25 protein-coding genes are annotated in these 20,572 nt (G+C 39.9%); 3 read left to right on the top strand and 22 right to left on the bottom strand.

Going from position 1 to position 20,572, the window contains the following annotated elements; all coding sequences use genetic code 11:
- Nucleotides 1–848: 848 nt before the first annotated feature.
- The 18 genes from rplQ to PALI_RS16385 form a co-directional block, all read right to left on the bottom strand.
- Entirely contained in the window at nt 849–1,250 is a 402-nt protein-coding gene (rplQ, locus tag PALI_RS16470) for a 50S ribosomal protein L17 (protein WP_008168098.1), read from the bottom strand.
- Nucleotides 1,251–1,289: 39 nt separating this feature from the next.
- Nucleotides 1,290–2,276: a DNA-directed RNA polymerase subunit alpha gene (locus PALI_RS16465; protein ID WP_008168100.1), complete on the bottom strand. Its 987-nt coding sequence runs from the start codon at nt 2,274–2,276 to the stop codon at nt 1,290–1,292.
- A gap of 24 nt (nt 2,277–2,300) precedes the next feature.
- On the bottom strand, nt 2,301–2,921 hold the full coding sequence (gene rpsD / locus PALI_RS16460) for a 30S ribosomal protein S4 (protein WP_002959461.1): 621 nt from the start codon (nt 2,919–2,921) through the stop codon (nt 2,301–2,303).
- Between the two features lie 21 nt (nt 2,922–2,942).
- Entirely contained in the window at nt 2,943–3,329 is a 387-nt protein-coding gene (gene rpsK / locus PALI_RS16455; RefSeq protein ID WP_002959471.1) for a 30S ribosomal protein S11, read from the bottom strand.
- A gap of 12 nt (nt 3,330–3,341) precedes the next feature.
- Complete coding sequence (rpsM, locus tag PALI_RS16450; RefSeq protein WP_002959473.1) at nt 3,342–3,698, bottom strand: 30S ribosomal protein S13; 357 nt, start codon at nt 3,696–3,698, stop codon at nt 3,342–3,344.
- A 126-nt stretch (nt 3,699–3,824) separates the two neighbouring features.
- Nucleotides 3,825–3,938: a 50S ribosomal protein L36 gene (gene rpmJ / locus PALI_RS16445; protein ID WP_002959476.1), complete on the bottom strand. Its 114-nt coding sequence runs from the start codon at nt 3,936–3,938 to the stop codon at nt 3,825–3,827.
- 22 nt (nt 3,939–3,960) lie between these two features.
- Nucleotides 3,961–5,289: a preprotein translocase subunit SecY gene (gene secY / locus PALI_RS16440; protein ID WP_138586020.1), complete on the bottom strand. Its 1,329-nt coding sequence runs from the start codon at nt 5,287–5,289 to the stop codon at nt 3,961–3,963.
- Nucleotides 5,290–5,299: 10 nt separating this feature from the next.
- On the bottom strand, nt 5,300–5,734 hold the full coding sequence (gene rplO / locus PALI_RS16435; RefSeq protein ID WP_002959480.1) for a 50S ribosomal protein L15: 435 nt from the start codon (nt 5,732–5,734) through the stop codon (nt 5,300–5,302).
- Between the two features lie 4 nt (nt 5,735–5,738).
- Nucleotides 5,739–5,921 carry a 50S ribosomal protein L30 gene (rpmD, locus tag PALI_RS16430; protein WP_002959482.1) on the bottom strand — a complete coding sequence of 61 codons (183 nt, stop codon included), beginning with the start codon at nt 5,919–5,921 and terminating at the stop codon, nt 5,739–5,741.
- A 2-nt stretch (nt 5,922–5,923) separates the two neighbouring features.
- Nucleotides 5,924–6,430 (bottom strand): 30S ribosomal protein S5, encoded by a 507-nt coding sequence (gene rpsE / locus PALI_RS16425; protein ID WP_002959485.1) that lies wholly within the window; start codon nt 6,428–6,430, stop codon nt 5,924–5,926.
- A 9-nt stretch (nt 6,431–6,439) separates the two neighbouring features.
- Nucleotides 6,440–6,790: a 50S ribosomal protein L18 gene (rplR, locus tag PALI_RS16420; RefSeq protein WP_002959486.1), complete on the bottom strand. Its 351-nt coding sequence runs from the start codon at nt 6,788–6,790 to the stop codon at nt 6,440–6,442.
- 9 nt (nt 6,791–6,799) lie between these two features.
- A complete protein-coding gene (rplF, locus tag PALI_RS16415; protein WP_077536301.1) occupies nt 6,800–7,333 on the bottom strand; it encodes a 50S ribosomal protein L6 in 534 nt (177 codons plus the stop codon).
- Between the two features lie 13 nt (nt 7,334–7,346).
- Complete coding sequence (rpsH, locus tag PALI_RS16410) at nt 7,347–7,739, bottom strand: 30S ribosomal protein S8 (protein ID WP_077536303.1); 393 nt, start codon at nt 7,737–7,739, stop codon at nt 7,347–7,349.
- A gap of 21 nt (nt 7,740–7,760) precedes the next feature.
- Nucleotides 7,761–8,066: a 30S ribosomal protein S14 gene (rpsN, locus tag PALI_RS16405; RefSeq protein ID WP_077536305.1), complete on the bottom strand. Its 306-nt coding sequence runs from the start codon at nt 8,064–8,066 to the stop codon at nt 7,761–7,763.
- Nucleotides 8,067–8,076: 10 nt separating this feature from the next.
- Nucleotides 8,077–8,616 (bottom strand): 50S ribosomal protein L5, encoded by a 540-nt coding sequence (gene rplE / locus PALI_RS16400; RefSeq protein WP_077536307.1) that lies wholly within the window; start codon nt 8,614–8,616, stop codon nt 8,077–8,079.
- 16 nt (nt 8,617–8,632) lie between these two features.
- Nucleotides 8,633–8,947 carry a 50S ribosomal protein L24 gene (gene rplX, locus PALI_RS16395; protein WP_002959496.1) on the bottom strand — a complete coding sequence of 105 codons (315 nt, stop codon included), beginning with the start codon at nt 8,945–8,947 and terminating at the stop codon, nt 8,633–8,635.
- Between the two features lie 10 nt (nt 8,948–8,957).
- The gene (gene rplN / locus PALI_RS16390) at nt 8,958–9,326 is read right to left on the bottom strand and encodes a 50S ribosomal protein L14 (protein WP_002959498.1); all 369 of its coding nucleotides are present in this window, start codon (nt 9,324–9,326) and stop codon (nt 8,958–8,960) included.
- A gap of 272 nt (nt 9,327–9,598) precedes the next feature.
- Nucleotides 9,599–11,569, bottom strand: a complete 1,971-nt coding sequence (locus PALI_RS16385; RefSeq protein ID WP_193156509.1) for an AsmA family protein — start codon at nt 11,567–11,569, stop codon at nt 9,599–9,601.
- Nucleotides 11,570–12,046: 477 nt separating this feature from the next.
- Here PALI_RS16385 and PALI_RS16380 point away from each other — a divergent pair, with 477 nt between their 5' ends.
- Nucleotides 12,047–13,210, top strand: a complete 1,164-nt coding sequence (locus PALI_RS16380; RefSeq protein ID WP_193156508.1) for a hypothetical protein — start codon at nt 12,047–12,049, stop codon at nt 13,208–13,210.
- Nucleotides 13,211–13,486: 276 nt separating this feature from the next.
- On the top strand, nt 13,487–14,164 hold the full coding sequence (locus PALI_RS16375; protein ID WP_193156507.1) for a TorF family putative porin: 678 nt from the start codon (nt 13,487–13,489) through the stop codon (nt 14,162–14,164).
- Between the two features lie 60 nt (nt 14,165–14,224).
- Here PALI_RS16375 and PALI_RS16370 read toward each other — a convergent pair whose 3' ends face one another.
- From PALI_RS16370 to PALI_RS16355, 4 genes are all read right to left on the bottom strand, one after another.
- On the bottom strand, nt 14,225–14,548 hold the full coding sequence (locus PALI_RS16370; protein ID WP_193156506.1) for a Bor/Iss family lipoprotein: 324 nt from the start codon (nt 14,546–14,548) through the stop codon (nt 14,225–14,227).
- Nucleotides 14,545–14,856 (bottom strand): Bor family protein, encoded by a 312-nt coding sequence (locus PALI_RS16365; RefSeq protein ID WP_193156505.1) that lies wholly within the window; start codon nt 14,854–14,856, stop codon nt 14,545–14,547. The genes PALI_RS16370 and PALI_RS16365 overlap by 4 nt, the downstream gene beginning before the upstream one ends.
- Nucleotides 14,857–15,117: 261 nt before the next feature.
- On the bottom strand, nt 15,118–18,693 hold the full coding sequence (locus PALI_RS16360) for an ABC transporter permease/M1 family aminopeptidase (RefSeq protein WP_193156504.1): 3,576 nt from the start codon (nt 18,691–18,693) through the stop codon (nt 15,118–15,120).
- 11 nt (nt 18,694–18,704) lie between these two features.
- Nucleotides 18,705–19,583, bottom strand: coding sequence for an ABC transporter ATP-binding protein (locus PALI_RS16355; RefSeq protein WP_193156503.1), 879 nt, complete (start codon nt 19,581–19,583; stop codon nt 18,705–18,707).
- A 176-nt stretch (nt 19,584–19,759) separates the two neighbouring features.
- Between PALI_RS16355 and PALI_RS16350 the strand changes: the two genes are divergently transcribed.
- A complete protein-coding gene (locus tag PALI_RS16350) occupies nt 19,760–20,437 on the top strand; it encodes a nitroreductase family protein (RefSeq protein WP_193156502.1) in 678 nt (225 codons plus the stop codon).
- Nucleotides 20,438–20,572: the final 135 nt, after the last annotated feature.

Genomic DNA, 20,572 nt, shown 5'->3' with positions numbered 1-20,572 from the left:
ATTATAGGGAGATCCGAAAACAGATCAACCCTTTTTTGAAGAAAACTTGAAATAATGTGCTGTTCGCTGAGTATTTGAGCTAAACGGTCAAAAACAACACTAAACAGTATGTCTTTACTAGTTTATATAGCTAGTTAATGTAAAAACGAGTATTAAAAGCCATGATCACCCTTTCGAAATGGGATCCATTCGAATCCTATTCATTAATAAATGATCTATACCGCTACACAAAATTCAAATTGCTCCTTTATAAGGAGTAACAATTAGATAAGGCAAATACAAAGACCATTCCTGAATTGACTTGCTATGTTTTACGTAAATTTAGTACGGTTAAAAAATGGAACTATTTAAGTCTGTGGCCGTTGAGGCTTAATAGAAAGTATAAGATGTTAAATATCAGCTAAATTTTAATGTTTACTCATTTATTTATTATGAAGCCAATTCAATTAGCCATCTTGAATTTAAAAGAGCTATTAGGATAGTTAACCTGAACTCTAGATAATAAATCTATCTCAAGCAGCTATTTTTAGCCCTTACTACATTGAATTTACTAACAATAGCCCCGCTATTGATGCGTAAATTCGCCTTGTTTTCACTGAAAATCTCTGGCTAGCGAAAAGTAAATTAAAATATCATTATGATTTAATATATTAGTTAATATCTTAACCAAAGCTCAGGTTAGTTAATAAACCACTCTTGATGAAAGATATCGCTGATAAAAGTTTTAAATGAATCCACATAAGCTTATAAAGTAGGAACTTTAGGAAGAAATATTCTGTTGGGGGGACTTAATAAATTTTAGACAAGAAAAAGCCGAGCATTGCTCGGCTTTTAGGTTTCTTTAAGACTTACTCTGCAGACTGTGCGTCTTCTTGAACTGCTTCGCTAGTCGCTGGGCGACCAACTAGTTCAATATAAGCCATTGGTGCATTATCACCAGTACGGAAGCCACACTTAAGAATACGAGTGTAACCACCTGGACGATCCGCGTTACGAGGACCGATTTCACTGAATAATTTACCAACAACTTCTTTATCACGCGTGCGAGCAAACGCTAAACGGCGATTTGCTACACTGTCAGTCTTAGCCAGTGTGATTAAAGGTTCAATTACACGACGTAACTCTTTCGCTTTAGGCAAAGTAGTTTTGATGATTTCATGTTTCACCAAAGAACCTGCCATATTGCTAAACATCGCTTTACGATGGCTACTGTTACGGTTTAATTGACGACCACTCTTACGATGGCGCATGACCCTATCCTTCTAACTAAACTAATATAGTGATTTAGATTATTCAGCTAAACTTGCAGGTGGCCAATTTTCTAGGCGCATGCCCAGAGAAAGACCACGTGAAGCTAGCACGTCTTTAATTTCAGTTAGAGACTTCTTACCTAGATTAGGCGTTTTAAGAAGCTCAACTTCAGTGCGCTGAACTAAATCACCGATATATTGAATTTGCTCGGCTTTCAAGCAGTTTGCTGAGCGTACTGTTAGCTCAAGATCATCAACTGGACGAAGTAGAATAGGATCGAATTCTGGCTTCTCTTCTTTCTCTTCTGGCTCAGTTACATCACGTAAATCTACGAATGCATCTAATTGCTCAGCTAAGATAGTAGACGCACGGCGGATCGCTTCTTCTGGATCTAAAGTGCCGTTTGTTTCCATATCAATGATTAACTTGTCTAAATCTGTACGTTGCTCAACACGGGCTGATTCAACCGAGTACGCAATACGTTCAACTGGACTAAATGATGCATCAAGCAACAATCTACCAATTGGACGCTCATCGTCATCAGAGGATAAACGACTAGATGCCGGCACATAACCACGACCACGTTCAACACGAATTCGCATGCTGATCTCGCTGTTATTTGTTGTTAAATTACAAATAACGTGATCTGGATTAGCAATTGTTACATCGCCATCGTGCTGAATATCAGACGCAGTAACAGGACCTACACCAGATTTAGTCAGGGTCAGAAAAACTTCATCTTTGCCTTCTAACGTTACTGCTAAACCTTTTAGGTTTAATAGTATTTCAATGATGTCTTCTTGTACGCCTTCTTTCGCGCTGTACTCATGCAATACACCGTCGATTTCAACTTCAGTTACTGCACATCCAGGCATAGATGAAAGCAATATACGGCGTAAGGCATTACCCAGAGTATGACCGAAGCCACGCTCTAATGGTTCTAAAACTATTTTAGAACGCGTTGGGTTGATAGCGTCGATGTCGACTAACCTTGGTTTTAGAAATTCTGTTACAGAACCCTGCATTTTATCCTCTCTTAACTCTTAACTTTACTTAGAGTAAAGTTCGACGATTAGTTGTTCATTGATGTCCGCAGACAAATCTGAACGCTCAGGTAGACGCTTAAAGCTGCCTTCCAGTTTCTTACCGTCAACTTCAACCCAAGTCGGCTTTTCACGTTGCTCAGCCAACTCTAGAGCAGCGATGATACGTGCTTGTGTTTTAGACTTCTCACGGATTACAACAGTATCTTCTGGAGTAATTACGTATGAAGGAATATTCACAACACGACCATTAACTAAAATCGCTTTATGGCTTACTAACTGACGTGCTTCAGCACGTGTGCTAGCAAAACCCATGCGATATACAACATTGTCTAAACGTTGCTCTAATAGCTGTAACAAGTTTTCACCTGTATTGCCTTTAAGGCGAGCAGCTTCTTTGTAATAGTTACGGAATTGCTTTTCTAATACACCGTAGATACGACGTACTTTTTGCTTTTCACGTAATTGTAAACCGTAATCAGATAAGCGACCTTTACGAGCGCCGTGCTGACCAGGTGCAGTCTCAAGTTTACACTTAGAGTCGATAGCTCTTACGCCGCTCTTAAGGAACAGGTCAGTACCTTCACGACGACTCAGCTTGAGCTTAGGGCCCAAATATCTTGCCATGTTATTTCTCCTAACCTATTGTTAAACGCGACGTTTCTTCGGTGGACGACAACCATTATGTGGTATTGGCGTCACGTCAGTAATGTTGGTAATACGGTAACCAGCAGCATTCAAAGCACGTACAGCAGATTCACGACCTGGACCTGGACCTTTGATGAAAACTTCTAGATTTTTTAAACCGTATTCTTGAGCAGCAGTACCTGCACGCTCTGCAGCAACCTGAGCAGCAAATGGTGTAGATTTACGTGAACCACGGAAACCTGAACCACCGGCAGTAGCCCATGATAGTGCATTACCTTGACGGTCGGTAATCGTTACAATAGTGTTGTTGAAAGACGCATGAACATGAGCCATACCATCAGCAACTTGTTTTTTAACCTTTTTACGACGAATTGGTGTCTTAGCCATAATACTATCCCCTTATCGCTTAATAGGCTTACGAGGACCCTTACGGGTGCGCGCGTTAGTCTTAGTTCTTTGACCACGTAGTGGTAAAGAGCGACGGTGACGTAGGCCACGATAGCAACCAAGATCCATAAGGCGCTTGATATTTAAAGTAACTTCACGACGAAGATCACCTTCAACAGTGTACTTGCCAACTGCATCACGCAGTACGTCAAGAATTTCGTCTGAAAGTTCACCGATTTTTGTGGTCTCGGCGATACCAGTCGCTTCTAAGATAGCCTTAGAGCGAGTCTTACCTATGCCATAAATAGCTGTTAAACCAATAACTGCATGTTTATGATCAGGGACGTTAATGCCAGCAATACGGGCCACTAACACATCTCCTATATTCGAATTTGGTAATCATAAGTTTGAAAAGCCCGTAAGGATACTCAAACGAAGACCAAATTACTACTAAAAACACAGGCCGAGAAAAACTCAGCCTGCACGACTGTTTACTTAGCCTTGCCTTTGCTTATGCTTAGGCTCACTGCAAATTACGCGTACTACACCAGCACGTTTAATAACTTTACAGTTACGGCATATTTTCTTAACGGAAGCACGTACTTTCATTGCTCAACTCCGTAAACTGACCTTATCGACCGTAGCCTTTAAGGTTCGCTTTTTTCAGCACAGAATCATACTGATGAGACATCAGGTGAGTCTGTACTTGTGCCATAAAGTCCATGATTACAACAACGATAATCAAAATTGATGTACCGCCGAAATAGAATGGCGTTTGCCATGCCATAGTCATGAATTCGGGCACCAGACAGATAAAGGTTATATACAAAGCACCTGCCAATGTCAGGCGTGTCATCACTTTATCAATGTATTTAGATGTCTGCTCACCTGGACGAATACCTGGGATAAATGCGCCAGATTTCTTAAGGTTATCTGCTGTTTCACGTGGGTTAAACACCAACGCTGTGTAGAAAAAGCAGAAGAAGATTATAGCCGCAGCTAAAACAAGTGAGTACAACGGTTGACCTGGGGTCAACGTAGTAGCAACAGCTTGTAATACATCAGCGACCGGACCTTCACCTTGGCCGAACCAGCTAGCAATTGTACCAGGGAACAGAATTATACTGCTAGCGAAGATTGGTGGAATAACACCCGCCATGTTTACTTTTAGTGGTAAATGCGTGCTTTGAGCAGCAAATACTTGACGACCTTGTTGGCGTTTAGCGTAGTTTACAACAATACGACGTTGTCCACGTTCAAAAAACACTACAAGATAAGTAACAGCGAATACAATTACCGCAACCATCAACAGTACAAAAACATTCAAATCACCTTGGCGCGCCATTTCGACTGTCGAACCAATAGCAGACGGCAAGTTAGCTACAATACCAACAAATATTAGAACTGAGATACCGTTACCGATACCGCGTTCTGTTATTTGTTCACCCAACCACATAAGGAACATAGTACCAGTTACTAAACTCACCACAGCGGTGAAATAGAAACCCATACCAGGGTTAACAACTAACCCCTCCATCATGCCCGGTAAGCTAGAAGCAATACCGATTGATTGAATAGTAGCTAGCACAAGCGTGCCATAGCGTGTGTACTGGCTAATTTTTTTACGCCCTTGCTCACCTTCTTTCTTAAGCTCTATAAACGGAGGATACATATGCGTTAATAGTTGCGTAATAATCGAAGCCGAGATATACGGCATAATACCCAGTGCTAACACTGAAGCTCGCTCAAGTGCACCACCACTGAACATGTTGAACATTTCAACAATGGTGCCCTTTTGTTGCTCGAAGAAATCGGCAAGTACAGCGGCGTCAATCCCAGGGATCGGCACAAATGAACCTAGACGGTAAATTATGATAGCACCCAATACGAAGAGTAATCGGCGCTTCAATTCCGAAAGTCCACTTTGTGCACTTTGTGTATCTTGACCTGGTTTAGCCATTAGTACTTCCTTAGTCTTCTACCTTGCCTCCGGCAGCTTCAATAGCTTCGCGTGCACCTTTAGAGGCTTTAAGGCCTTTAACGGTAACAGCGCGTGAAACTTCGCCAGATTTAACAACTTTAACGAAAAGAACGTTCTTTTTAACTAGACCAGCTGCTTGTAACGCGCTTAGGTCTACCACATCGCCTTCTACTTTAGCGATTTCAAAAAGGTTTATTTCTGCAGATACTAAAGATTTGCGAGAAGTGAAACCAAATTTAGGTAGACGACGTTGCATAGGCATTTGACCGCCTTCAAAACCAACGCGTACTTTACCGCCAGAACGTGACTTTTGACCTTTGTGACCACGACCACCAGTCTTACCTAGACCAGAACCGATACCACGACCAACACGTTTTGGAGCAGTTTTTGAACCTGCAGCAGGTGAAAGTGTATTCAAATGCATGAAATTAACCCTCTACCTTAACCATGTAAGAAACCTTGTTTATCATACCACGTACACATGCTGTGTCTTCTAACTCAACAGTGTGGTTGATACGACGTAAACCAAGACCGCGTAATGTAGCTTTATGTTTCGGTAAACGACCGATAGAGCTTTTTACTTGTGTTACTTTTACAGTTTGATTTGCCATGGTTACCCCAGTATTTCGTCTACGCGAAGGCCACGTTTTGCAGCGATTGACTGTGGAGAATTCATATTCTCAAGAGCCGAAATCGTTGCACGTACTACGTTGATTGGGTTAGTAGAACCGTAACATTTAGAAAGTACGTTCTGAACACCAGTCACTTCTAGTACTGCACGCATAGCGCCACCTGCGATGATACCAGTACCTTCAGAGGCTGGTTTCATGAACACTAGTGAGCCAGCATGACGTCCCTTAACAGGATGCTGTAATGTATTGCCATTTAGGTCTACATTGATCATGTTGCGACGTGCTTTTTCCATTGCTTTTTGAATAGCAGCTGGAACTTCACGTGCTTTACCATAACCAAAACCTACTTTACCTGCGCCGTCACCAACTACAGTTAGTGCAGTAAAGCTAAAGATACGACCACCTTTAACTACTTTAGACACACGGTTTACCGCGATTAGCTTTTCAGCTAGATCAGGCTGTTGTTGCTTTGCTTCTACGTTAGCCATTGTCTACTCCTAGAATTGCAAACCGGCTTCACGCGCAGCATCAGCTAGCGCCTTCACACGGCCGTGATATTTAAAGCCACTGCGATCAAAAGCAATCTTTTCGATGCCTTTGTCAGCCGCACGTTCAGCAACCGCTTTGCCAACTGCTTGCGCAGCTTCAACGTTACCGGTGCCTTTAACTGTTTCGCTAATAGCCTTTTCAACAGTAGAAGCAGCAGCCAGTACATTACCCTCAGCATTTACAACTTGAGCGTAGATGTGACGTGGCGTGCGGTGGATAACAAGACGCGTTGTGCCTTGTTCAATATAATTTCTACGAGTGCGTTTAGCACGACGTAGACGAGCTGTTTTTTTATCCATCGTCTTACCTTACTTCTTCTTAGCCTCTTTACGGCGTACATTCTCATCTGAATAACGAACACCCTTACCTTTATAAGGCTCAGGTTTACGGTATGCACGAATGTTAGCAGCTGTTTGACCAACTAACTGCTTATCTACGCCCTTAACTAGAACTTCTGTTTGGCTTGGAGTTTCAATCGTAATTCCTTCAGGAACTGCGAAATTAACTGGGTGTGAGAAGCCAAGAGTTAAATCTAATGTTTTACCCTTAGCTGCAGCACGGTAACCCACGCCTACTAACTGAAGTTTCTTCTCGTAACCTACATGCGTACCAACAACCATGTTGTTGATTAGAGCACGAGCAGTACCTGCTTGAGCCCATGCATTAGCTACGCCATCACGAGGTAAAGTAGTAATAACGTTGTCGTTAACTTGTACTTCAACAGCGTTGTTGATAGTACGAGTAAGTTCACCGTTTTTGCCTTTAACTGTGATTTCCTGGCCTTTTAATGTAACTTCTACACCGGCAGGAACAGTAATTGGTGCCTTTGCTATGCGAGACATAGTTCCCCTCCGATTAAGCTACAAAACCAATGATTTCACCACCAACACCAGCACTACGTGCTGTGCGGTCTGTCATTAGGCCTTTAGAAGTTGATACGATAGCGATACCAAGACCACCCATTACCTTAGGTAATTGGTCACGTTTCTTATAGATACGTAAACCAGGGCGACTTACACGCTGGATATTTTCAATTACAGCTTTGCCTTCGAAGTACTTCAACTCGATAGAAAGCTCAGGTTTAACTTCACCGTCAACTGTGAAGTCTACGATATAACCTTCGTCTTTTAGTACTTTAGCTAATGCTACTTTCAGCTTTGAAGTTGGCATCGTTACAGATACTTTCTTCGCTGATTGACCGTTACGGATACGTGTAAACAAATCCGCGATAGGATCTTGCAAGCTCATAGTCTTACTCCCATGATTCTATTACCAGCTAGCCTTTTTAAGGCCAGGAATTTCACCGCGCATAGCTGCTTCGCGAACTTTAATACGGCTCATGCCGAATTTGCGAAGGTAACCATGTGGGCGGCCCGTAATGTTACAACGATTACGTTGACGTACAGGGCTAGAATCACGAGGTAAAGCTTGTAGCTTAAGAACCGCGTCCCAACGATCATCTTCAGATGAATTAACATCTGCGATGATAGCTTTTAGTGCTGTACGCTTTTCAGCGAATTGAGCAACTAGTTTTGTGCGCTTAGCTTCGCGCGCTTTCATAGAATTCTTTGCCATAACCCTACCCTTATTTCTTAAATGGGAAGTTAAACGCTTCTAACAACGCACGGCCTTCCTCATCAGATTTCGCAGAAGTAGTGATAGTAATATCCATACCGCGTACACGGTCTACTTTATCGTAATCGATTTCTGGGAAGATGATTTGTTCACGTACGCCCATGCTGTAGTTACCACGTCCATCAAAAGACTTAGCACTTACGCCACGGAAGTCACGAATACGTGGGATAGCGATTGATACCAAACGCTCAAAAAAGTCCCACATACGCTCGCCGCGTAGGGTTACTTTACAACCAATCGGGTAGCCTTCACGCACTTTAAAGCCAGCAACAGATTTGCGTGCTTTAGTGATTAAAGGTTTCTGACCAGAGATTGCTGCTAAATCCGCTACTGCGTGATCTAAAATCTTCTTGTCAGCTAGGGCTTCGCCCACGCCCATATTCAATGTGATCTTTTCGATCTGAGGGACTTGCATGACAGAGCTGAAGCCAAACTTCTCTTGAAGTTCAGTTACTACTTTGTCTTTGTATACTTCATGCAGTTTCGCCATCATTCTACTCCAACTATTAGATAGTTTTACCAGTAGATTTAAAGATACGTAATTTCTTACCATCTTCAATCTTGAAACCTACACGATCTGCTTTACTCGTTTCCGAGTTGAAGATCGCAACGTTTGATGCATCCATAGATGCTTCTTTCTCAACAATACCGCCAGCTTGGTTCAATTGTGGAACCGGCTTTTGGTGTTTCTTGATCAAGTTTATGCCTTCGACAAAGATTCGACCAGATTCAGTAACAACTGAAAGCACTTTTCCGCGCTTACCTTTGTCTTTACCTGCTAGTACGATTACTTCGTCATCACGACGTATTTTTGCTGCCATGATTGGCTCCTTACAGTACTTCTGGGGCTAGTGAAACGATTTTCATGAACTTATCATTACGAAGTTCGCGAGTCACAGGGCCGAAAATACGTGTACCAATTGGCTGTAAGTTATCATTTAAGATAACAGCAGCGTTGCTGTCAAAACGGATCAAAGAACCATCTGGACGGCGAACACCTTTTCTGGTACGCACAACTACCGCGTTTTTAACATCACCTTTCTTCACTTTACCGCGAGGAATAGCTTCTTTAACAGAAACTTTAATGATGTCGCCAATCGCTGCGTAGCGACGGTGTGAACCACCAAGGACTTTTATACACTGCACTTTGCGAGCGCCGCTGTTATCAGCAACTTCCAGCTGAGTTTGCATTTGGATCATGTTAATGACCTCCGGTGTAGTAATTACAACGTGTCTTAAATTTGTTTAAAATCAAGACATTTCGATTAAATCCCACTCAAAAACAAACGAGTTGTCTCTTAAGGGCGGGCAATTGTACCAGCATTGAAGGAGTAGCGATAGGTTATTTTTTAATTAATTTAGAGTGGGAGATAATTAAACTTGAGCAATTACGGCTATGTAACTATTTTACAGATGGTTACAAAACAAACAAGACACCTCTAAGGTGCCTTGTTTGTTTAAATCAGAGTAAATTAACCAAATAAACCTTTTAATTTATCTTTAATTTTTTCTTTCGCCTTCTTTTTAGCTTTTTCTTTTGCTTCATCGACTTTTTGTTTGGCTTCATCCTTAAGCACATTACTTACATCAAGCTTTATGCCTACATCGTGAAAAGGCCCTTTTATTCGAAGTGGTATTTTAAACCCAGTACTGTCGTCGGTAGTACCTTGTCCTTCGATTGAGCTAACAATGCCGGTTACTAAGCGATAATTTACTGTTGTTTTAGGTAAATTAACATCACCTTCACCAGATATTCTAATTAACGGGCTAATTAGTGATAGATCAGTATTTCTGCCAACGCCGTTGGTAAAGTTAAAGCTACCCGATAATGCTGAGAAATCTGTTTGCTCTGATTCTTCAAATCCGCTATCAAGCCCTTCCGATGCAGCACCAAAGTTGCCTGAAATAAGTTCCTTACCTTTACGAACCATCTCAGCTATATTCGCACCTTTTACAGCTCCGTCAGCAAACTCAAATCCAAGCTTTCCGTTGAGCGCACCAATAAATGATTTTTGACTTTGACCTGTTGTATTTAGGTTCCAATTTAAAGACCCCTTACCCATCAGTTTGTCAAAACCTGTCGCATCCGTTAATAAAGGCTGTGCATCTATATCTGCTAAGTCAAAATTAGTTGATATTTTATAAGGTACTTGTTGTACGTTTATATTGATAACGCCTTTACCTGACCCCTCATAAGCAGAAAAGCTATCTAGACTTAGTTTTGCAATGCTATTTTTTAAGGCGACAGTAAATTGATTAGCATCGAGCTTAATATCGTTGGCTTTTAATCCACTTGAACGAATAACTACATCCGCATCTAGTGAATTTAATGCACTTAAATCAATTTTACTGTCATCCCATACTATTGGTTCTGCAGGTTTATCATTTTGCTCTACTGGCTCTTCTTGTTTTGCTACTGCTTCAGGTAGGTACGGGTTTAAATCAAGCATACCTAAATCAATATCAGCATTTATAGCTAAACGTTTGCCTAGATTGAGCTCGCTCTTACCTTTTATTTCCAATGCGTCTAACGTCGCGACTAAATCTTCTAGATTAAATTTCTCACCTACTAGGTGCATTTTACCGTTTACACTAAATGCGTTAAAAGCATTGTCTTTAGCGTCTAACTCTACACCTTGCCATTTCGCAATACTTTTAACAGACTCACCGCCCAGTGCTAGCTGACCTTTAATATCTTGCCCTTGCTTAGCTATACTTCCTTTGAACGTTAAATCAACTAAACGAGAATCTAAACTTTGTTCAACATTAAAAGTTGCACCTTCAATTGCTTTAGCAGGAGTATCTAGTTTTATATCAAGCTCAAAGCGCTCCTGCATATAAGTAATACCCCCTTTTACTTCTAATGTTTTACGAAGTGAAGGAAGTAAAATAGCGAGTTCTAAATCGCTAATTTGTTGCTTAGCACCTGTTTGACCATCTAGGTAAGTAAAGGTGCCACCATAAATAGCAACCTCACCAAGCTCAATATCAAAGTTATCTGGAAGCTTTATCGCTTCACCTGATTGACTTTGCTCTTTAGGTTGCTCTGCAACTGCATCAAACAACTGCCAATTAGCTTTACCATTTTTGTCGGTTTCTAATAGGATATTTGGTTCGTTTATAACAAACTTATCTAATTTAAACTCACCACCAAATAATGAAAACCAAGGTATATGTACAGCAAGCTGTTTCATACTCGCCATGTCGGCGCGCGAACCTGATTCCATATTTGCAAAATGCACATCGTTAAGTTCTAACTTTAGGGCAGGAAACACACTGAGAGTTTTATCACCTTTAATAGTAAGAGTGCGCCCAGTAGTTTGTTCTACCTGTTCAGATACTTTATTAAAAATGGTATCGGTAGGAATTAAAAAAGGTGCAGCAACAATTAATGCAATACATAGTAATAGTATTACACCAATAATTTTAAGTAAGGTTTTCATGATCGTCCTTTAAAACGTGCAAATAATATTCTTATCATAGCGACTGTTAGCTTTAAAAGCATTGTGAAGTTAAAAAAACTCATTATTAGTAATAAAATCATTTCGAAATGAATATGCACTGAAATATTTATCAACTTTGGGAATGACTCTAAAAACAAATTAGCTAATTTCAAAAAACATAAAAACAATCACCAGAGACCTACAGACTTAATTATGGTCTTTCATGGAACAGTTTAAAATTACATTAATTTTTCGCACTTAAAATAGCGCAATACTTTAATATCTCAGCTGAAAGCCTGTATATATTAGGTGACAATGAATAATATACAGCGATAATTCAATATTTATTGCTTGAAAAACATCATGATTTAACTACTTCAATTAAGAGGGGGAAGGACAATGCTGTTGTTATTGATGTAATTGCGCTAAAATAGACCAGCAAAAAATTATATATCTAATCCGGAGATTCTACAAGGCATGAAAAAACTGCTAATTTCACCGTCAAAAATGACACTAGGCGAACAAGAAAATAACATCTATCAGAACATTCTGAAGCAATCTTCAGAGTTAAGCCTTAACCTTATGGCCGTGAAAGTAGAAAACCACCCTGATGATTTTTTACCTTGGTGTTACGAACTATTAAGCGCAAGCAGAGATCGTATGAACTACGATTTACTAGAGCCACAACAGTTGCCTGTACTTAAAAAGCTTCATGATCAGCTCATTTCAGCGATCAGCTTTTTACAAGTTAAAACGTTGCGTATTGCACCGTGGCCTGTAGTTAGTGTATTTGTTGAGCAACACAAAGACGTTATTGCACTTGATGAACAACTTCGTTTAGTTAGCTATATTAAGAGTATTCGCGAACAATCACTTAAAGATATGATCCCTGAAGACTTACTTGCGTTTAGCGGTAAGCATATGGCATCACTTGATCCAAGTACTTATAACTTTGACGTTGAATGGTTTGCATCAACGAAAAGTGCAAAAAGTTTTCATCAGATGCTTGCCGATCTACCGGGTGCTTTTGATGACGCACTTGCAAATATCCCGCTTGAAGGTGACATCACTCAATATGAGTATCAACAATTTGTTGCTGCTTATTCAAAAGTATTCACAGATAATGGTGAAAAACCAACGCTTGCACCTGCAACTCGTTTGCTAGCAATGCGTCGTCCAGATTTATTTACTCCAATCACTAATAATCGATTAGATGCATTATGTGGTGCTCTTGGTGTTCCTAAACTTAAAAATAGTGATTTTGAGCGCTACTGGCAAGATATTGTTAAAGGTATTCAAGCTATGTCATGGTACAAAATGGCTAGCGCAAGCAACGAATTAGAAGAACAACTGGTTGCTATTAAAGCACTAATACCATGTTTCTTTTACTACGCTGATGATAAAACACCAGATAGTTCTAATTACATAAAACTATTGAGTAAACCTAAGCGCAGCACAACTACGACAGGTAAGACTCAACGTAGAGGTAAAGAATCGGCTGAAATATTAGTAGACCGTGCACTTGCTGCTGATGATATCCCTGAGCATATTCGCAGTAAACGTGACTCTATAATAAATGAAGTACAAAAAGGTCGCGGCGTTAACGAAACAATTAGTCTAATGCGCACTATTTTTGGCTAAAAAACCTTTTCTAGCTGTACTTTAATAGTGCAGCTAGGTTAGTTTATGCACCAGCAGCGTGCGACAGAAAATAAAAACACTTCTTTGTAAAAACATCATTCCATCATAAGTAATTGTTTTAATAGTATTAATTTTATTTAAAAATAATTAAAACGAGACTGGCACATACAGTGCTATTACCTTCCCAGTTAAAAAATAAAAATGCATCCAGTTAAAAGGTCAAAGCAACACATAATAAAACCTTGGTATGCAAAAATCATATAGCGGGAATGAAACATGCTAAAACTACAAAAAACAATACTCTTCAGTGCACTGGCGTTTACAGGCATAACATCAACAACGACATTTGCAGAGGTCACTGCAAATGCAGCAGCAACCTCTAACTACTTATGGCGTGGTCAAGAGCAAACAGGAGGCGACGCTGCTATTTCTGGCGGAATTGATTACGCTAACGAGTCCGGCTTTTATGCCGGTACATGGGCATCAAATGCCTCTTGGGCTGATGAAATGACCTACGAGCTCGACTTATATGCAGGCTTTAGTGGCGCAATCAATGAAAGCGTTAGCTATGATATTGGTTATATTTACTATGCCTACCCTGATGCGGCTTCAGAAGCTGACGCAGATTTCTCTGAGATTTACGGGAGTATCAGTGTAGAAGGTTTCACTTTTGGTGCTTCGATATTAGCAACTTCAGCTGCTAGTGGTGATGGCTCCGACTTTGGTGATTCACTTTATTTAACAGCAGACTATGGATTCACTATTGGTAGTAATGGAACTGAAATAGCGCTGCATTTGGGGCATTACTCAGGCGACTTTATTGGTGATGACAACATCATCGATTACGGCGTTTCAATCTCTAAGGATAGCTTCACTTTTGGCTTATCTGATAATGATATCGATGGCTCAGATTTAAAAGCTTACGTTGCCTACTCTGTAGACTTTAGCCTATAAAAAGAATGTGTTACTTGCTGCAACACAAAGGGCCTTATGGCCCTTTTCTCGTTTATAACGTTATTTAAATGGCACTTTAGTACAGCTCACTTCAACTGTTTTAGGATACCAAGCAGGACCCACTTGATTAACAGCTAATTCAGCTAAACCATTGGTAAAGGATTTATACGTATGAACACTTTGCCATTCACCTTGTGGGCAATGAGTACTTAAATCTAACGGCTTAGATCCTTCATATAATGCAAGAGCAAAGTTATGATGCCATTGTGAACTCTCTTGAGTTTTATTGCTCACGTTATCTTTTACACCATTATCAAAGTAAATGTTCGTACATCCCGTTAATATAATTAACGTACAACTTGTTATAAGTAACTTAATACTCATAATGCCTCTCCCACTATTTCATCTTGGCACCATACTTTAATAGTGTGAGGTGCATATATACCGAGTGTAATTAAACTAAGTGCTCCGTCGCTAAAAGTCTGTTGTGACTGCATTTGCGTCACTGATTTATCTACACATACTTTTTTCACATCAACGCGTTCTTCTCCAACCAACCCCCATAAAAAGAACGGTCGGCTATCTTCATAACTCGCTTTGCTTGTTATTTTGGTTGCTTGCTGTGGCTGGATCGTCACCGCCGAGCAAGCAGTTAGACTTAGTACTAAAACGCTTATCATTAGCTGCTTCATGCTTATCCCTTGTTGTTTACTCTTAATGACAACAGTGTACAAAATAACTAGAGTTAAGTTCGTAAGAAGGTGTGGGGAAAATGTAGCGGTTTATACAAAAATTTATACAATTTTCTACAAAGTTTAGGATGAGGGCTGCTTACTAAATGAGTTTATATATAGTAGAAATAACTTTACTGTTAGCTATCAATAACCTCTTTTAATAGCTATAAAAATGCCAGTCAGTAAAACGACTGGCATTTTTCATACTGCACTTAAAAACTAAAGTGCTTTAATATTATCACCACTTTTCTTGTCTATTAACTTAATAAATGGGTCAACACCAACAAATTTAGGTAACTCTGTTACCTTTAATGTAATAGTATTTTCACCTGTTTTTATCTCGTGTTTTTGCATGTAGATCACCGTATTTTCACTATGTATCTCATTCGGATCTGCACTAAATAAAGCAATATCTATCATTTGCGCTAGCGGTACATCTTCTTCATTTCCTTCACCATCTGCATGTTTTTTTGCTGCAGAGATTGTTAGCGTAATGGTATGCTCGCCATCAACAGATTCAGCTTCTTGCACATTAATATCACTGAGTTTTAGCTCATATAATGTAATAGCATTAAACTGATCTTCAATAAATATTTGCTCTTGCTCACTCGCCTCTCGTTTTAAATAAGCAATAAAGTCTAACGTGGTAGGATAACGCTCTTGCGCATATTGGTAATCTTGTAAAAACGCTCGTAAAGCTGTATTTAAACGTTGTTCACCCAGTAAATCATGGATGGCCATCATAACTACAGATCCTTTGTTATAGTGGATGTATTGCTGTCCTACTGTACGTGCAAGAGTACGCTCATCATAAGACTCCGTTGTGCGCCCAAACAAGTAGCGATCAAGTTCATACTTTAAAAACTTACGAAGGTTGTTTTCACCATACTTTTCTTTCATCACCATAATTGCTGAATATTGCGATAACATTTCAGACAAAATATTAGAGCCTTCGACGTTCGCGCCAATCACTTGGTGCGCCCACCATTGGTGTGCTAACTCATGCGAGGTAACATAGTAAGGAAAGTTAATGTTATCAGAGTCACGCGTATCGGTAATAAACCCCATACTTTCAGAGAACGGGACTGTGTTAGCAAAACTTTGCGCAAAACTACGATAGCGAGGGAACTCAATAATACGCATTTGCTTATGCTGATAAGGACCAAACTCTTTAGAGAAGTAATCTAAAGAGTCTTTGGTAGATTGAATCATTGCATCTACATTCCAAGCATGATTTTTATGATGGTAAACTTCAATGTTTACGCCATTATACTGCTCTTTTTTCACCTCAAGTTCCATTGAGAGTAAAGTGTAAAAGTGCAGCATAGGTGCATCCATTTCGTATACAAACGTGGTTCGGCCGTTTTTAGTACTTTGTGATTGCAAGTAACCTGGAACCATCGCAATTTGTGACTCATCAGTGGAAATTGTGGCAGCAAAATTTACATAGTTATCCGCAAACAAAGGCTGATTATGATACTGCGTTTCTTCAATTTTATTGCCGCGCTTTAACTCTGGCAAACCTCTTTGACGACGCTCACTTTTATCTTGTATTTGCTTACCAAAGGAATAACCAAAACTTGGGAACAGTGCCGTGTTGTCAATAAAAGTACCGTTATACACAAGTCGCTCATCGCTTCCTCTATCTTCAAACCCTTCGGGATAACGCTCTACGCTCATTGTAATTTCGCGGCTTTCGTTTGGTTGCATTGGCTCTGTAAACTCTAACCAAGCATGACGATAGTGCTCGTTTAACTCCCCAAGTTGCGCGCCATCCACCTCAACACTCCATTTATGGGTATGATCAGGCTTATTTACTAATATTCGCGTAATAGGTTGTTGCGATTTATTCTCTATCTGCATTACCACGGTAGCTGTAATACGACGTTCTTGAGGGTAAATATCAGCAGTAACAACAACATCTGTTGGGATAGGTAAAGCCGTATCTACAAACTGACCAAACTCACGTTCATATTGCTCTTGTAAGTCTTCATACTGCTCACTGGTTACAAATTGATTGAGGACCGTTGTGTTGTAGTAAATAAAACTTCCTACACCACCAAAAATAAGGGTACCACATACAATAAACGCTTTACCTGAATTGCCTAGCTGATAGCCTAGCAACTGAACCCGTGCTTTTAAATTTTGCCCTGCCCCACGAGGCCAAAGCGCATAGCTAAGTGCAGCAATAATCATACTGAAACCTAGCCAGTATAAATTATACCAATGCACCGCAGTTAAAAAGTGGCCGTAACCATTAATATCTGAATAAGGCGCCTCTGGTGTACGACCTATTACAAACATATTATGCTCAAAACCATAGTTACTCATCACCAAAGTAGCGATAAAATACAGCACATATAATCCCATACCGACGTATTTATTTGGGCTAATCACTTGTAATAAAAAGGCAAAACCACCTTGGAAGATAAGGCCGAGTACAAATAAGTAGCCGAGTCTAATTACATATTGTGCAATATCAAAGTTCGCCATGCCCATAATCATTTGATAAAACAATGTCACCACGGAGCCAAATGCACATAACAATAATAAAACAGCACTCAGCGCTACATATTTAGAGCCCCAAAAAACCCAATTCGCAACAGGGTACGCATCGATAATATCGGCCATTCGTGATTCACGATCATGCCATACAAGTTCACCACAATAATAAACAAGTACTATCATCATCAATATACCAAAGCTACCTTGAATAAGCTCAACCATTCTAAATGTGACAGGCCAAACATCCGTACCGTATGAGCCCATAGAACCAACTAACGCAGGTATTAATGTCGCTAAAGATAAAATAAGTAAAATACCAAACGAATAGCTTTTTATAACTTGTTTGACTTCAAAAACAGTACGCGTTAAAAATTGCGACCACGCATTATTTCCCGTCGCTTTTACCGTTATATTAAACTTAAGTGCAGCTGCATAATTAGTATTATTATTCTTACTGGCCTTGCCTTTCACTTTTTGCTTTTGTGCCAAATGATGAGATGTATTGAGCGCTGCAATTACCAATGCTAGTAAGGCAATACCGACCCAAATTAACCTATTATGCAATAACTGATCAGTTAAGGTAATTTCCATTACGTTACGCTCTGCTATTGTCCAGTATTCCATCTGCATTCTCATTGCCGACATACCAAACATATCAAGGTAAGCTGAAATTTCACGATATTGAATATCAGAGAAAATATTAGATCCAACCAGATAGCTAATAAGTAGAGCAACAGCAACTAAATAAAGCGTTACCATGCTACGAAAGCGTATTGCCACAGCATTAATGAGTGATGAGACAACAAACAAAGAAGGTGCTGCAATATAAAAGAAAGGCACTAAATAATAACTTAGTTGGTTTTCGCCTATCATTTCACTGTCTAACCAACCCATTAAGCTACCAAAACCACTACCAACCCACACACCCAACATAGTGCTTGAAAACACTAGTAGCGTAACTAAATAGGCCCCGATGAATCTTCCAGCTTTATACTGAACTATGTTCAGTGGCTTACTCAATACTAATTCGTTGAGCTTATTCACGTCATCACGAATGGCTGAGCTTCCAACAAAGTTGACCACTAAAAAAATAGCAAACACCGACATAATCGCAATAACTTGCAAAATTGCATAAGGAGAATTTATATTTACATTACTGCTTCCCCCTATTTGCACCGAGTCAGAAACCGATGCCATAAAAGTAAGAAAAAACAAAATAAGTGACGTGATATAGAAAGAGGGCTGACGCATAAAATAGCGCAGCTCAAATTGCATCATTTTAAACAACATAATCAGTATCCTTATGCTGCTTTATTGCGGTGTTGGTGCAATGTTGAAAAATAGACGTCTTCTAAATCAGCAGGCTTAGACTCAAACCCTTCTGGCGCATCGTCAGCAAACACACTGAGTAATGTTTTGCCTGCAAACAAACGCTTCGCTATTACCGGTAATGATTGCTCCAGCTCTGCAGCTTCTGCTTGGCTCATCGCTTTGTGCCATATTTTTCCCTGCAGCGTGTCAGTCAACTCAATTGGGTTGCCTTCAAGTAAAATTTGGCCACTTGCTAACACGGCCATATTTGGGCAAAGCTCAGATACATCTTCAACTATATGGGTTGATAAAATCACCACTTTACTTTCGCCTAAACCGACCAATAAGTTATGAAAGCGATTGCGCTCTTCAGGATCTAGCCCTGCTGTTGGCTCATCTACAATAAGTAAATCAGGGTCACCTAATAAAGCCTGTGCAATACCAAAACGTTGGCGCATACCGCCCGAGAAACCACTCACGGCATTTTTTCGATGATCATATAAATTAGTTTGTGCTAACAACCCTTCAACGGCCTCTTTACGTTCAGCCTTATTACTTAAACCTTTCAAAATCGCCATATGATCAAGTAAATCATAAGCACTAACACGCTGATAAACACCAAAGTCTTGTGGTAAATAACCTAAACGCTCACGTAAGCTTTTAGGTTGTGTTAGCACATCAATACCATCAAATACAACGCTGCCACTATCGGCTGATTGCAGTGTAGCGATCGTTCGCATTAATGAAGATTTCCCCGCACCATTAGGGCCCAGTAAACCAAACATCCCTTTAGGAATAGTTAAATTAACACCTTGTAATGCATGAACACCGTTATCGTAGGTTTTTGATAACCCTTTTATTGATAGCATTTTACTTCCTTTGATTTTAATAATTATTTTTTCTAGTCTGTTATATCACAAGAAAAATAGGAACATTAGTTACTTATCAGTGAAGTTTGTAACAAAAAATAAACACCAATAAGGCTTGCATGAGCTATATTCACTCGGTATAAAAACTACACACTATTTATAAGAAGCAAAAAGCCATGCAAAAACATCAAAGCCAACCACTAAACGACTTTATAGAATACCCTCACAATGAAATGCTAAAACGTGCTAACGAGTTTTTACAAACCAGCCAACGCCGCCATAGTATTCGTAGTTTTAGCGATCGCCCTGTCCCTAAAGATATTATTGAAACCTGCATTAAAGCTGCGGGCACGGCACCAAGTGGTGCAAATCATCAACCATGGCATTTTGTAGCTATAAACAGCACTGATATAAAAAAACAAATAAGAGAAGCGGCCGAAAAACTAGAGCGCTCTTTTTATGAAGGACGAGCAGGTGAAGAATGGTTAGAGGCATTAAAGCCACTGGGAACCGATGCCAATAAACCTTATTTGGAATATGCGCCTTGGCTTATTGCGGTATTTAGTCAAAAAAAGGGCGGCGTAAGCAGTGATGATAAAAATACTAATTACTACGTGCATGAATCAGTTGGCCTTGCTACCGGCTTTTTAATTCAAGCTCTGCACAGAGCTGGCCTTGCTACATTGACTCATACGCCAAAGCCAATGAGCTTTCTAACCGATATTTGTGGCCGAGATAAAGATAACGAACGCCCGTATATGCTGCTTATTGCAGGTTACCCAAGTGAGAATGCAACCATACCTGCTCACGCGCTCGATAAAAAATCTATCGATGAGATCGCAACCTTTATTTAACCTGAGCTCTGGTTAAGATATTTCCAGTGAAAACAAGGCGAATTTACGCATCAATAGCTGGACTATTGTAAGTAAGTTCAACGTAGCTAGCGCTGAAGATAGCTGCTCGAGATAGATTTATTATCCAGAGTTCAG

It is taken from the genome of Pseudoalteromonas aliena SW19, assembly GCF_014905615.1.
Lineage (GTDB): Bacteria > Pseudomonadota > Gammaproteobacteria > Enterobacterales > Alteromonadaceae > Pseudoalteromonas > Pseudoalteromonas aliena.
The sequence above is the reverse complement of the archived record's forward strand: the minus strand, read 5'-3'. Positions and strand labels throughout refer to the sequence as shown.